The 13,233-nt window shown below is 48.3% G+C and carries 14 protein-coding genes and 1 tRNA gene; 1 reads left to right on the top strand and 14 read right to left on the bottom strand.

All coding sequences use genetic code 11. The features are described from left to right. Positions 1–37: 37 nt before the first annotated feature. Positions 38–1,594, top strand: a complete 1,557-nt coding sequence (locus ABGT88_RS03170) for a hypothetical protein (protein WP_346700382.1) — start codon at positions 38–40, stop codon at positions 1,592–1,594. A 143-nt stretch (positions 1,595–1,737) separates the two neighbouring features. Here the strand turns inward: ABGT88_RS03170 and mdh are convergent, their stop codons facing one another. From mdh to ABGT88_RS03100, 14 genes are all read right to left on the bottom strand, one after another. Beyond that, entirely contained in the window at positions 1,738–2,676 is a 939-nt protein-coding gene (gene mdh / locus ABGT88_RS03165) for a malate dehydrogenase (RefSeq protein WP_289542411.1), read from the bottom strand. Between the two features lie 192 nt (positions 2,677–2,868). Beyond that, positions 2,869–3,480: an L-threonylcarbamoyladenylate synthase gene (locus ABGT88_RS03160; RefSeq protein WP_258327840.1), complete on the bottom strand. Its 612-nt coding sequence runs from the start codon at positions 3,478–3,480 to the stop codon at positions 2,869–2,871. A 152-nt stretch (positions 3,481–3,632) separates the two neighbouring features. Continuing rightward, positions 3,633–3,720: transfer RNA gene (locus ABGT88_RS03155), tRNA-Ser, on the bottom strand. Between the two features lie 467 nt (positions 3,721–4,187). Further along, entirely contained in the window at positions 4,188–4,751 is a 564-nt protein-coding gene (locus ABGT88_RS03150) for a hypothetical protein (protein WP_346700379.1), read from the bottom strand. A 31-nt stretch (positions 4,752–4,782) separates the two neighbouring features. After that, positions 4,783–5,256, bottom strand: a complete 474-nt coding sequence (locus ABGT88_RS03145) for a hypothetical protein (protein ID WP_346700377.1) — start codon at positions 5,254–5,256, stop codon at positions 4,783–4,785. A gap of 32 nt (positions 5,257–5,288) precedes the next feature. Beyond that, positions 5,289–5,810, bottom strand: coding sequence for a hypothetical protein (locus tag ABGT88_RS03140; RefSeq protein WP_346700375.1), 522 nt, complete (start codon positions 5,808–5,810; stop codon positions 5,289–5,291). A gap of 152 nt (positions 5,811–5,962) precedes the next feature. Further along, a complete protein-coding gene (locus ABGT88_RS03135; RefSeq protein WP_346699950.1) occupies positions 5,963–6,928 on the bottom strand; it encodes an IS30 family transposase in 966 nt (321 codons plus the stop codon). A gap of 515 nt (positions 6,929–7,443) precedes the next feature. Further along, positions 7,444–8,007, bottom strand: a complete 564-nt coding sequence (locus ABGT88_RS03130; protein ID WP_300130905.1) for a hypothetical protein — start codon at positions 8,005–8,007, stop codon at positions 7,444–7,446. A gap of 31 nt (positions 8,008–8,038) precedes the next feature. Further along, positions 8,039–8,512, bottom strand: a complete 474-nt coding sequence (locus tag ABGT88_RS03125; RefSeq protein ID WP_346700373.1) for a hypothetical protein — start codon at positions 8,510–8,512, stop codon at positions 8,039–8,041. A gap of 32 nt (positions 8,513–8,544) precedes the next feature. After that, entirely contained in the window at positions 8,545–9,066 is a 522-nt protein-coding gene (locus tag ABGT88_RS03120) for a hypothetical protein (protein WP_346700371.1), read from the bottom strand. Positions 9,067–9,211: 145 nt separating this feature from the next. Next, on the bottom strand, positions 9,212–9,700 hold the full coding sequence (locus tag ABGT88_RS03115; RefSeq protein ID WP_346700369.1) for a hypothetical protein: 489 nt from the start codon (positions 9,698–9,700) through the stop codon (positions 9,212–9,214). A 623-nt stretch (positions 9,701–10,323) separates the two neighbouring features. Then, positions 10,324–11,091, bottom strand: a complete 768-nt coding sequence (locus ABGT88_RS03110) for a TatD family hydrolase (protein ID WP_346700367.1) — start codon at positions 11,089–11,091, stop codon at positions 10,324–10,326. Then, a complete protein-coding gene (locus ABGT88_RS03105; protein WP_087408674.1) occupies positions 11,084–11,788 on the bottom strand; it encodes a hypothetical protein in 705 nt (234 codons plus the stop codon). Before ABGT88_RS03105 ends, ABGT88_RS03110 begins: the two co-directional genes overlap by 8 nt. Positions 11,789–11,819: 31 nt before the next feature. Beyond that, the gene (locus ABGT88_RS03100; protein ID WP_087408675.1) at positions 11,820–12,794 is read right to left on the bottom strand and encodes a polyprenyl synthetase family protein; all 975 of its coding nucleotides are present in this window, start codon (positions 12,792–12,794) and stop codon (positions 11,820–11,822) included. Between the last annotated feature and the right edge of the window lie 439 nt (positions 12,795–13,233).

The raw sequence follows: 13,233 nt of genomic DNA, 5'->3' as shown, positions 1-13,233 counted from the left end.
AAACCAAGCCAGAGAATAACTTAAAACAGTATCGAATATGAAAACACATTTACTACTATGTACGTTCACGGCAATTTGTCTCGGCTGCATCGCCAGTCAGGCACAGGAGTATGAATACGTCCCCTTCGTACGGGAAAATGTAGAGTGGTTCGATGGCGACAAATATCGGTTTATAGGCGACACGATTGTCGAAGGAAAAACCTATAAGAAGTGTTACCAAAGCAACTCTTGCCCGTTCGAAGACAATATGCGGCTCTATGGACTGGCTCGCGAAGAAGACCGGGTGGTCTATTGTCTGCGCCCCAGCGACGAAAAGGAGGAGATGGTGGAAGAGATAATCTACGATTTCCGGGCCGAGAAGGCGGGCGATCGGGTTTATCTGTCGTGGGAAAACACGTACGATGAGAATGAATGTATCATAGCTCAAATAGATACCATTCTGGTCAATGGCGGGAAACGCCGCCGGATAGAATTACAGGATTCATATCAAGGGATATATATCGAAGGTATAGGCAGCATCGGCCCCAGCCAGGGTCTATTCCATCTGCTGTTTACTATTCCCTCAGAAATAGGTTATACCTATAAGACCCTCGATTATGTCAAAAATATAGAGACCGGCGAGTATGAGTATGTCAACGGCCGGAAAGATCCTTGCGAGATGGAGTATATCCCCTTCGTCAAAACGGCCGATTGGACCTACTACGACGCCGGACCGGGCGACGGTGTGACGACATTCCCCCGGTACCATTTGTCGGGCGATGAATCGGATCGCGTGACGGTAAACGGTCATGACTATTACAGACTGTACAGTTATACCGGTTGCGACTTCAACACGGCCGATACCCGTCGGGAACTGGTGTTGGTGCGGGAAGAGGAGCAAAAAGTCTATGTGCTCGATAGCATCGAGGACACCTATGTCGATAAGTTACTCTACGACTTTACCCTGAACGTAGGCGATACCCTGCGTATGGACGAGGGGTCGTATTTCCATCGTCCCGAAGTGGGCGACGATTGGAACGACATAGCGGGCCGGAAGCGGTGCAACGACCGTTATCAGCGCGATGTGTTCGATGAACTTGACCCCTATTCGGGCTTTGAGGTGACCAGCATAGAGTCGATAGTCGTGGCGGGTAAACCGCGGAAAGCCATTCATTGGAACAATGGCAATACCTGGGTGGTTGGTCTGGGCGAAATCAGCGAATATCCTTTGGCTCAATTCTATATGGATTACTCCTCTTGTACCACACCACCGTTCTATTTGCTGTATCAAAAGAGCAACGGCGAGTATTCCTATGAGGTACTGGATCTTCATCAATACACACCCGACCCCTGCCTGAGCGGTATTGACGATAACAAGGCCTATGCCCTGCGCATCGCCCGCACGCCCGATGCTCTGGTAGTAACCCTGCCGGGCAGCGGCTACCACCTGGCCGAACTCATCGACACCACCGGCCGACTGGTGTGGTGCGAATACCTCGACGGTGAACCGGGCGAGGTCTCTGTCCCCACTACCGCCCTCGCCCCGGGAGTCTATGTGGTGGCCCTCACCGACAATCGCGGCAAGCGCACGGTGCAGAAAGTAGGGTGGCAGTAAATGCCATCTACTCAACCATACCGACACCTCTCCGACCACCGGGGAGGTGTTTTGTTATCTTCCCCCTCCACTCCCGCTACAAAAAAACTGCCGCCCGGTGTACAACCGGGCGGCAGCCTAACGAAATATAACGGGGTTATACCTTATTTCAGAGCGTCGGCAAGAGCAGCGTTGGTCTTGTGAACGGCAGCGGCGCTCTTGGCAAATGCCTCTTTCTCGGCGTCGTTGAGTTTCAGTTCAACCACTTTCTCGATACCGTTGCGGCCCAATACACAGGGAACACCGATGCAGAGGTCGCTTTCGCCATATTCGCCTTCCAGCAAAGCGCTGCAAGGAACCAGACGTTTCTGGTCGCCCAGTACAGCCTCAACTACCGAAGCCGAAGCAGCACCCGGAGCATACCAGGCCGAAGTACCCAGCAGACCGGTGAGCGTAGCGCCACCTACCATCGTGTCGGCAGCTACTTTTTGCAGAGCCTCTTCGCTCAGGAACTCCGATACCGGCATACCTTTGTAGGTAGCGTAACGGGTAACAGGAATCATCGTCGTATCGCCGTGACCGCCGATTACGAAACCTTCAACTTCCGACAGGTTGGCGTTCAAAGCCTGGCTCAAATAGTATTTGAAGCGCGAGCTGTCCAAGGCGCCACCCATACCGATGATGCGGTTTTTGGGAAGACCCGATACCTTGTGAATCAAATAAGTCATCGTATCCATCGGGTTACTTACACACAGGATAACGGCATTGGGAGAGTATTTCAATACATTCTCAACAACCATTTTCACGATACCGGCGTTTACACCGATCAACTCCTCACGAGTCATACCCGGTTTACGAGGAATACCCGAGGTGATTACTACCATATCCGAATTGGCCGTAGCCTCGTAGTTGTTGGTTACACCTTTGATACGCGAAGAGAATCCTGCCGTAACAGCAGCCTGCATCATATCCATGGCTTTGCCTTCCGACACGCCTTCTTTAATATCAAGCAGAACAATCTCATCTGCAATTTCTCTGAATGCTAATACGTTTGCGCAAGTGGCGCCCACGTTTCCAGCTCCGATAACCGATACTTTAGACATAATTGTTAGGTTTATAAAGTGAATTATACAATAATATTTTTTCGTTCTCTCTGTTTGGCAAATTTACAACTATTTCGACATTATGGAAAAATTTCCACAATTAAATTTTTATAAACTTTGCATAATCTTTTAACCGTCTGTAACAACAATATAACAATCTACATACCAATATTTTACAGCTACAATCCGGTTCTATTCCTCCAGCTCGCCCTTCCCTTCGCGCAGCACCACCGGCTCGTCGCCCGTGCAATCGACCGTGGTCGAGGGTATCGTACCCCCTTCGCCGCCGTCGATCATAAGGTCGGCCACCGACTCATACCGCTCGGCAATCAACTCGGGATCGGTGCCATATTCGGGCTCCTCCTCGTCGATGGCCACCGAGGTGGTGAGCAGCGGGTTGCCCAGCGCCTCGGCCAGGGCCAGCGTAATGGCATTGTCGGGGATACGAATTCCCACCGTCTTGCGGTTTTTGTAAATCTTGGGCAACGAGGCACTCGTGGGCAGAATAAAGGTAAAGGGGCCGGGCAGGTTCCGCTTCAGCAGTTTGAAATACGAGTTGCTCATCTTGGCATACTCGCTCACCCAACTCAAATCGCGGCAGATAATCGACAGGTTCACCTTCTGCGGGTTGATACCCTTTATCTGGCAAATCCGCTCCACGGCCCTCACGTTGAGGGCATCGCAACCCAGGGCATAAATCGTGTCGGTGGGATAGATTACGATGCCGCCGTCGCGCAGCACCGCCACCGCCTTGGCTATCTCGCTCTCGCTGGGGTTGGTTTCATAGATTCTCAATCGTTTCATAATTCCGGCTTAAGGTCCGCCAAGATAGTCATTTTTTTATATTTCAACAATATTTAAGGCTTTATTCCGGCCTCCCGGCCTCGAATTTCCGGACTTTACAGCAAATTGGCCCAACAAAAAAAGCCGCTGCGACAATGTCGCAACGGCTTCGGCGGAGTAAGGGGGATTCGAACCCCCGATACGCTTTTGACGTATACACGCTTTCCAGGCGTGCCTCTTCAACCACTCGAGCATCACTCCATGAGGTTGTTCCCTTAAAAGCAGTGCAAATATAATATAAATTTCGGGTTCGGCGAAAGTTTTTTCAAAAATAGTGCACCGCGTGAATTAAAGTCACCCCGCACAACGATGCGGGGCCCAGTTGTGAGCCGCTTGTGGGAAACATAGAAACGTACAACCCGTGCGTTCTAAAAAGAGGTACGAGCAAGAAAACAGCCCAGATGTGAAATCACTGCCCGGGTATCTCTAGATTCCGCATCACGGTGTGGAATGACAGAACCACCGCGTCGGGGCGCGGTATAACCCTCCCCGTCACCCAGCACTCGATGAGGGGTCCAGGAGCATGAGGAGAGATTGTTTTCATCTCTCTTGCATACTTTTAATAGTTTCCTTTTCCGTGTTGAAAATCATCTCCTCCCAAGTTTTATCCCAAGAGGCAAAATACTTGAAACGCTGTACGACTACCGCCTCGGTTACCGTTGCCCGATTTAATAAACGAACCCGTGTTTCCCCACTACCGGTTCTCGTTCGAATGTAGTATCGTTCAACTCTTCAAGACCATCAATCATAGGTTCCCATACTATTCCATAATAGCCGATGCTTTTTCTCAGCAAATACAACAGCCGATTGTTGGTATAGTTTCTCCCCCTGAACCAAAAGTGGGCATACTCACCCATACATATCTTTTCTTCTGTGCCGTCCTTGTAGCGCAAGGTATAGGAGGCTCGAGCATCAGGAGGATAAGGATTATCATTGGGTTTCAGTTTTTTCAACTCATTCTGAACTTCCCGCAACAGCACCGGGTCGGTCAATAGAGTGTCGACTATGCCCATTGAGTCGGAATACTCTATCAGACCGCTATCGGTAATATCGATAAATGGTCCGATCATTCTTTTTCTCAGACAGTCGCAATCTATGGCCACCGGGCTGTTAAATGAATAATTGTAATACAGCACATATATCGACTCGATTGTATTTTCAGTATCTTCACTCCTCCCCAAAAAGGGTAAAAGCAAAAACAGAATCGGGAATATTAAAATCGCCTTTTTCATAATGAATTACTTTAAGGTTACACAATTCCCATCACCAGCACCCCAGCCCGGTTATCTCCATCTTTCCACGAGAGTATTTGAAATAGAAATCGCCCCAATCATGTTTTATAATGGGGACATATTGTTGATAAGTGAATTTTCTTTTTTTCCCCGTTCGTTCATATAGATAGGGAGGAAGGTCACCATGCCACACAAAAAGGAAATCGTTGTATTCGAAATATCCCGTCCCCTCCCTGGCTCTTGGAGAGGCAGATATCGAGAATATGAGATAATAGCTTCCATCGTCTTGCCTTTTCGATTTAACATTAAATACATCGGCACCTTCGTAGTCCAAGCAAGCGCATCCCGAATTGAAAATCTTGGAGTCTATCTCTTGTAAAAAGACCGAGTCTTTTATATTCATTTCGGGCATATAGACCGTGATTTTTTTCACTATCTCTTCATAGGTCAGCAATTGGGCCTGTATGGTTGGTACACCTATCAGTGACAGCAACACATAAATCATACACTTTTTCATAGCCGTTAAACAGAATTTTGTTAGTCCTCATCATAGAATGAACGCTTCATATCCAAATCGGGGCAATCCATTCCCATAGATTGTATCGAGCCCTCGACGTAACCCAAATACACGGAGATAACCGAATCGCCATTCTCTCCTTTCCAATAGGAGAACTCCCGTTTCCTGTCTGATACCTCGCATAGCGAATCGGGAATAACTCCATACCAAACGAAAGAAAAATTTTTATATTCAAAATATCCGGTTATTGTACCTCCGCGAAATTCAAATTCGGGATATAAATCAAATCTCAGCCGGGACTCTTCCGAATCAATGTAATATACCTCAAAATTACCTTTATCCAACTTATGCAAGTTGAAACAAATCGAATTAAAAACAAGTGAGTCTATACGTTGCAAGAACAGAGAGTCTTTAAAGACAAGCTCCGGCACCTGCAGGTACCCTCTTTCTCTCTTTGACTCGTCATTAGATACCTGCCCCCATAACGGTGCCGATAAGAGGGTGAAGATTACACCCGTCAAAATTGCATACTTGGATTTCATAGCGTTGGATTTAATATATACCGAAAATTCAACATCCTGTTTTCATGCGTCAAGATATGAATTTTCCTGCACATATCCAAGCAAATAGAGACGAAAATGCAACAGCGTGTCACCTTGCACTCGATGGGTAGAGTCCAACAGCAAATGCAAAACTACAAAACGTTTATGAAGAATCTGTATTTGGGCGAATCAAAATTAAGTTTTTCCCGAGGTCTTCGATTCAATTTCTTTTGTATCTCTTTGATTTTCCAGTCGGAGAAATCCTGAAAGTTGGCCTTTTTTGGGATATATTTCCGAATAAGCTTGTTTGCATTCTCAATGGCTCCTTTCTGCCAGGCTGAATAAGCATCCGTAAAATAAACCTTAACTGGCGGCCTACCTTTGAGGCTGAGTTGTTTGGTTATCTCCTGATGTGCTGCAAATTCACAACCGTTGTCGGTGGTAATCGTATGTATCGTTTGCCTATATGGGAACAGCAGTCGGATGACCGCCCGGGCCGTCGGTAGGGCTTTCCGTCCCTGAGGCAACTTTTCCATGAGTATGAAATTGGTCGAACGTTCGGTTAGGGTGACGATGGCATGACCGCAGGAGTCGATGATGGTGTCCATTTCCCAATCGCCGAATCGGGTTCCGTCTGCCTCCTTGGGGCGCTCGTGTATGCTTGTGCGGTTGGGTATATTGGTCGCTTTTGTCGGACACAGGATTTTGCCTCGCTTTTTGTATTTGAGCCCATGAGGCATATGCAGAGCCAGTTTCCCGGTCGTATCGGCATGGACATGGTTGTAGATGGTCTGCTTGGCGATGTGGATACCTTCTTTCCTGAGTACTCCCGCTATCTGGGCCGGAGACCATTCCTCCTCTTCGATCATGCGCTCAATTCGCCACCATAGATCTTCCGGTTTCCTGTGATGGCCCTTAAATCCGTGCTTGCGGCTATCACACTGCCTCTGAGCATATTTCCATATATACTCTCCTTCCGGCTTTGAGTTGCGCCTGATTTCCCGACTGACTGTCGATTTTGATACTCCTATTTCCTCTGCTATGCGAGAACGGCTCCATTTCCTTTTCAGACCAAGATATATTTCATATCTTTGGGCTTCGATTAGTTGATTTGACATGGCAATACAAAATTAATTAATCGTAGGGAGATTTCGGTCTCCCTTTTTTGTATTGCTGTTGGACGCTCTCAGGGGCTTTGCGCCCCCGCCGCTATGGCTTCCCCCGCAGTGTTTTTCATAGTTCTTGTTCCTTCCTTACTCGAAAAACGTTGCGTTTTGATTTGGATTCTTCACCTTGCACTCGATGCGGGGTCCAGTTGTGAGTCGCTTGTGGGAAACATAGGAACGTACAACCCGTGCGTTCTAAAAAGAGGTACGAGCAAGAAAACGGCACAGATGTGAAATCTCTGCCCGGGTATTTCTGGATTCCGCATCACGGTGCGGAATGACTCTCCCCGTCACCCCGCACAACGATGCGGGGTCCAGGAGCATGGGGAGAGATTGTTTTCATCTCTCTTGCATACTTTTAATAGTTTCCTTTTCCGTGTTGAAAATCATCTCCTCCAAAGTTTTATCCCAAGAGGCAAAATACTTGAAATGCTGTACGACTACCGCCTCGGTTACCGTTGCCTGATTCAATAAACGAGCCCGTGTTTCCCCACTACCGGTTCTCGTTCGAATGTAGTATCGTTCAACTCTTCAAGACCATCAATCATAGGTTCCCATACTATTCCATAATAGCCGATGCTTTTTCTCAGCAAATACAACAGCCGATTGTTGGTATAGCTTCTCCCCCTGAATCCAAAGTAATTATACTCACCCATACATATCTTTTCTTCTGTGCCGTCCTTGTAGCGCAAGGTATAGGAGGCTCGAGCATCAGGAGGATAAGTGTTAGTATCGGGTTTCAGTTTTTTCAACTCATTCTGAACTTCCCGCAACAGCACCGGATCGGTCAATAGAGTGTCGACTATGCCCATTGAGTCGGGATACTCTATCAGACCGCTATCGGTAATATCGATAAATGGTCCAATCATTCTTTTTCTCAGACAGTCGCAATCTATATCTACCGGGCTGTTAAATGAATAATTGTAATACAGCACATATATCGACTCGATTGTATTTTCAGTATCTTCACTCCTCCCCAAAAAGGGTAAAAGCAAAAACAGAATCGGGAATATTAAAATCGCCTTTTTCATAATGGATCATTTTAAGGTTACTCTATCCCTATCACCAGCACCCCAGCCCGGTTATCTCCATCTTTCCACGAGAGTATTTGAAATAGAAATCTCCCCAATCATGTTTTATAATGGGGACATATTGTTGATAAGTGAATTTTCTTTTTTTCCCCGTTCGTTCATATAGATATGGAGGAAGATCACCATGCCACACAAAAAGGAAATCGTTGTATTCGAAATATCCCGTCCCCTCCCTGGCTCTTGGAGAGGCAGATATCGAGAATATGAGATAATAGCTTCCATCGTCTTGCCTTTTCGATTTAACATTAAATACATCGGCACCTTCGTAGTCCAAGCAAGCGCAACCCGAATTGAAAATCTTGGAGTCTATCTCTTGTAAAAAGACCGAGTCTTTTATATTCATTTCGGGCATATAGACCGTGATTTTTTTCACCATCTCTTCATAGGTCAGCATTTGGGCCTGTATGGTTGGTACACCTATCAGTGACAGCAACACATAAATCATACACTTTTTCATAGCCGTTAAACAGAATTTTGTTAGTCCTCACCATAGAATGAACGCTTCATATCCCTATCGATACAATCCATTCCCATAGATTTTATCGAGCCCTCGACGTAACCCAAATACACGGAGATAACCGAATCTCCATTCTCTCCTTTCCAATAGGAGAACTCCCGTTTCCTGTCTGATACCTCGCATAGCGAATCGGGAATAACTCCATACCAAACGAAAGAAAAATTCTTATATTCAAAATATCCGGTTATTGTACCTCCGCAAAATTCAAATTCGGGATATAAATCAAATCTCAGCCAGGACTCTTCCGAATCAACGTAACATACCTCAAAATTACCTTTATCCAACTTATGCAAGTTGAAACAAATCGAATTAAAAACAAGTGAGTCTATACATTGAAAGAACAGAGAGTCTTTAAAGACAAGCTCCGGCACCTGCAGGTACCCTCTTTCTCTCTTTGACTCGTCATTAGATACCTGCCCCCATAACGGTGCCGATAAGAGGGTGAAGATTACACCCGTCAAAATTGCATACTTGGATTTCATAGCGTTGGATTTAATATGTAATATACTGGGGATCAACCGGATTTTTATTAGTTCCTACAAGATATATTTTGTAGGTCGGAATATGTAAATAATGCTGTCGCATTTCCGTCACCTCTTATTTTATATTGCATCATCACTTTCCCAATTAATCGAACCAACGGTTCAACATTCTCTTCAAATTATCTGACATATAGTATCTGTTATTTCCCATATCCACAAATCTTTCGTCATACCAAATTACTGAAAGGTTACCCTGCGAGTAAATCTCAATTTTTCCCCTTACATCAAGGGGATCTATATCCAATTCTACGGTATTCCCTTGCTTTGTTGTTACGGTCTTTTTCATACAATCATACGGTCTTATTTTTATCAGAGAATCGGGAAGAGCATTTAGTTGCAGTAGATTCTGACAGAGTTGTTGGATTTCTGAATAGGATAATTTTTTAAGGAAATAGGGATAAGAACCTTTCCCTTTCTCAAAATGACTGTCAAACAATCGCCTTGGGGTGTCAACTGCCGTATAAACATCAAAAGAGAAATGTTTAATCTTTATACTGTCGGCCTTTTCGCATATTATTTGAGAAAAGGCAAGTAACGGACAAAATAGAAAAAGCAAGGCTATATATCTTTTCATAATGGATTATTTTAAGGTTACACTATTCTATTTGGAGTCTTGATATGACGATTTCTTTATGCAAGAGATTGATAAAAACAGCCCGTATATAGCATAAAAAAGAAGAACTTTAGCATATAATATCACCTCTAAGAAAAAGTCTTTTTGACAAATAGGAATTGAATTATTACTGCCGTTGGGTAAGGAATTTTCGAAATAATACTTTATATTAACTTCCTGGCTGATAATAAATAAGGCACTATAAACAATTACTATCAAAGAAAATAGTATAAATACGTACTGTAATATCTTATTCAATTTCTTATTATTCATAAGTATTAGCACAGGTTTAATACATACCGAAATTCAACATCCTGTTTTCATGCGTCAAGGTATGAATTTCCCTCCACATATCCAAGCGAATAGAGATGAAAATGCAACAGCGTGTCACCCCGCTCTCGATAGGGGCGTCTTGTCACCCCGCACAACGATGCGGGGTCCAGTTGTGAGTCGCTTGTGGGAAACATAGGGACGTACAACCCGTGCGTTCTAAAAAGAGGTACGAGCAAGAAAACGACCCAGATGTGAAATCACTGCCAGGGTATTTCTGGATTCCGCATCACGGTGCGGAATGACTCGTCGTATCACCACTCCCCGAACAGGCGGAAGGCATTGGCCGTGGTAGCCGACTCGACCTCGGCAAGCGTCACGCCCAGAATATCGGCTATGCGCTGGGCCATGCGAGGCAGATACGACGGCTCATTGCGCTTGCCCCGGTAGGGCACGGGGGCCAGATAGGGAGCATCTGTCTCGAGCAGGAGGCGGTCGATGCCTACCTCGCGCACCATCTCTTCGAGGTGGGCGTTCTTGAAGGTGACGATGCCGTTTATACCGAAGTAGTAGTCGCCCAACGTGCGCAGGGTACGCACCTCGTCGGCCGTGCCAGTGAAGCTGTGGAATACCCCCCGGAACGACGGCACCCGCCCCGACTGCAACAGCGCCACCATCTCGGCAAAGGCATCGCGGCAGTGGATAATCACGGGCAGGTCGAGCTCGACGGCCCAACCCGTCTGCACGACAAAAGCCGCCTCCTGCTCCCGGGCGAACGTCTTGTCCCAATAGAGGTCGAGACCGATTTCGCCCACGGCACAATAGTCGCCGGCCAGCAGCAACCGGTGCGTCTGGTCGAGCCGCTCGCGATAGTCGGCATCGACCGAGGTGGGGTGCAACCCCATGGCCATGCGGCAATAGCCGGGGTAAAGGTCGTGGGTGGCCTGCATGGCCGCTACCGTATCGAGGTCGACATTGGGCAGTATCACCCGCTCCACACCTGCCTCGCGGGCACGGCGCACCACTTCAGCGCGGTCTTCGTCAAACTCTTCGAGATAAATATGGGTATGTGTATCAATCATTTTCGGGTCGTTTTTCGCCGCTCCGGTAATAGTAGACGATGCCGTAGGTCTGGCAGCGGGCCAACCGCTCGGCCGGCGGAAGTGCGGCATAATAGGCTTCCACCTGGTTCCAGAGGTTGAGAATGATTCGGTCGGCCTCCTCGCGCAGCACATCGAGCCCCGACTGCGAGCGGGTAGTGTTGAGCTTGTAGTTCTGCTGCTCGCGGTAGGCATCCTTGAAAATATCGTAGTGCACCGAAACCTTGGCAATCGTAGGGTTGTAGATGGGTGCCCCTCCGTGCGAAAGCCGCTCGCGCTCCCCCTCGATCAGGCGTTCGCCCCACATGAGGATATGCTTCTCGCTCGTGAGGTCGGGCACGGCAAAGTCGTCGGGGTCGAGGCCGTAGAAGAGCTTGTGCTCCTTGCGCACCTCGTTGCGGACCACCGCCAGGTTGAGCACCTGGATGAAGTGCGAGATGTAGAGCCGCGCCGTCTTCAGATGCTCCTGATACCGACGGTTGGCCTCGGCCTGGGCCGTATAGCAATACTGAAACTGCTCTACGGCACTCTTGAAGCGCCGCAACAGGACCCGCGCCTCGTTCAGGGTCTTGTACGAAGCCGCCTGATGCTCCACATCACAGGCGTGCTCCATCGCCACCGCCTTCTCGAGGGCGGCGATGCGGGCTTTGTCGGTATTGGGCAATCGGCGGTATGGCATGACGATACGGGGATTTCGGTAAAAAGGTGAATCAATGGTCTCGTTTGATAAGCGACCGGGCCAGGTCGTACAACGGCTGTTTGGCGGCCTCGGGCACGGCAATCTGCTGCAACGCCTCGATGGCCCGACGGCTGTAGTCGTCGACCTGTTGCAGACACAGTTCGCCCACGCCCAGACGGTTGTAGAGGGCGGTCACGGCCGCAATCTTCCCGGCCGGGTCGTAATCGGTAGCCGACAGCCAGCGCGACAGCTCCCCGGCATCGGTACCCTGGGCTCTGCGCTGGGCATTGATGAGCATGTAGGTCTTCTTGTTGTTGAGAATATCGCCGCCTATCTTCTTGCCGAAACGGGCCGGGTCGCCATAGACATCGAGCCAGTCGTCCTGCAACTGGAAGGCCAGCCCCAGCGATTCGCCGAAGCGGTAGATGCGGTCGGCATCGTCGGCCCCCGCGCCGCCTATGATGGCGCCAATCTTCAGGGCACCGCCCAGCAATACGGCCGTCTTGAGGCGTATCATCTCGATGTATTCGGCCTCGGTCACATCGTCGCGGCTTTCAAACTCCATGTCGAACTGCTGCCCCTCACAAATCTCGAGGGCCGTCTTCAGGAACCAGTCGATGACAGCCGCCGTGTGCGGAGCCGGTGTGCGGGCTATATAGCGGAAGGCGATAATCTGCATGGCATCGCCCGAGAGAATGGCCGTATTCTCGTCCCACACCTTGTGTACCGTAGGCTTGCCCCGGCGCACATCGGCCTTGTCCATCACGTCGTCGTGCAGGAGGGTGAAGTTGTGAAACACCTCCAGCCCCACGGCGGCATCGATGGCCCGACGGCAATCGCCGCCAAACATCTCGCAGGCCAGCAACGCCAACAACGGGCGCACCCGCTTGCCCCCCAGCGACAATTCGTAACGCACCGGCGCATACAGCCCGTCGGGCGACGGGGCATACTCTATCTGAGACAGGGCACTCTCTATCGTGTCGAAATATTTTTGCAAACCTTCCATAAATTTTCTTTTCCGATTTTTGATGTTTTACATAGAATGGAGGTCAAATTTAATCATTTCTGTCGAGTCGAACAAGCGGGAGCCCGATAAGTTTACCCACAAACCGCCGGGGCGATATACTTTATTCTCCTTTTTTGCGTTATTAAACCGTGGGGAACCGCTTACCCCGGTTCCTTTACAGGAAGATAGAGGACGGCCCGAGACAGAAAATATTCGAAACCAGTTTCGATATTTCATTTTCCCCTCGCCTCTCGCTATCTTTGTTATACGAAAACAGGAGGCGGCCCTGTCAAACTTGAAAACAGGTTTTCCGTTTGCCTTGGCTCTCGCCTTTCACTATCTTTCCAGAAGAAAGGAGGCGGCTCGGCCCTGTCAAACTTGAAAAACAAGTTTTCCGTTTGCCTCGGCTCTCGCCTTTCACTATCTTTCCAGAAGAAAG

Origin of the sequence: Barnesiella sp. An22 (assembly GCF_963931395.1) — a bacterium.
Taxonomy (GTDB): Bacteria; Bacteroidota; Bacteroidia; order Bacteroidales; family Barnesiellaceae; genus Barnesiella; species Barnesiella merdigallinarum.
The sequence above is the reverse complement of the archived record's forward strand: the minus strand, read 5'-3'. Positions and strand labels throughout refer to the sequence as shown.

Bases quoted from the DNA above. Each gene is read 5' to 3' on its own strand.
- ABGT88_RS03110 (WP_346700367.1), bottom strand. From the start codon at position 11,091: ATGATTGATACACATACCCATATTTATCTCGAAGAGTTTGACGAAGAC.
- ABGT88_RS03105 (WP_087408674.1), bottom strand. From the start codon at position 11,788: ATGCCATACCGCCGATTGCCCAATACCGACAAAGCCCGCATCGCCGCC.
- ABGT88_RS03125 (WP_346700373.1), bottom strand. From the start codon at position 8,512: ATGATTTATGTGTTGCTGTCACTGATAGGTGTACCAACCATACAGGCC.
- ABGT88_RS03100 (WP_087408675.1), bottom strand. From the start codon at position 12,794: ATGGAAGGTTTGCAAAAATATTTCGACACGATAGAGAGTGCCCTGTCT.
- ABGT88_RS03170 (WP_346700382.1), top strand. From the start codon at position 38: ATGAAAACACATTTACTACTATGTACGTTCACGGCAATTTGTCTCGGC.
- ABGT88_RS03145 (WP_346700377.1), bottom strand. From the start codon at position 5,256: ATGATTTATGTGTTGCTGTCACTGATAGGTGTACCAACCATACAGGCC.
- mdh (WP_289542411.1), bottom strand. From the start codon at position 2,676: ATGTCTAAAGTATCGGTTATCGGAGCTGGAAACGTGGGCGCCACTTGC.
- ABGT88_RS03115 (WP_346700369.1), bottom strand. From the start codon at position 9,700: ATGAAAAGATATATAGCCTTGCTTTTTCTATTTTGTCCGTTACTTGCC.
- ABGT88_RS03150 (WP_346700379.1), bottom strand. From the start codon at position 4,751: ATGAAAAAGGCGATTTTAATATTCCCGATTCTGTTTTTGCTTTTACCC.
- ABGT88_RS03140 (WP_346700375.1), bottom strand. From the start codon at position 5,810: ATGAAATCCAAGTATGCAATTTTGACGGGTGTAATCTTCACCCTCTTA.
- ABGT88_RS03160 (WP_258327840.1), bottom strand. From the start codon at position 3,480: ATGAAACGATTGAGAATCTATGAAACCAACCCCAGCGAGAGCGAGATA.
- ABGT88_RS03135 (WP_346699950.1), bottom strand. From the start codon at position 6,928: ATGTCAAATCAACTAATCGAAGCCCAAAGATATGAAATATATCTTGGT.
- ABGT88_RS03120 (WP_346700371.1), bottom strand. From the start codon at position 9,066: ATGAAATCCAAGTATGCAATTTTGACGGGTGTAATCTTCACCCTCTTA.
- ABGT88_RS03130 (WP_300130905.1), bottom strand. From the start codon at position 8,007: ATGAAAAAGGCGATTTTAATATTCCCGATTCTGTTTTTGCTTTTACCC.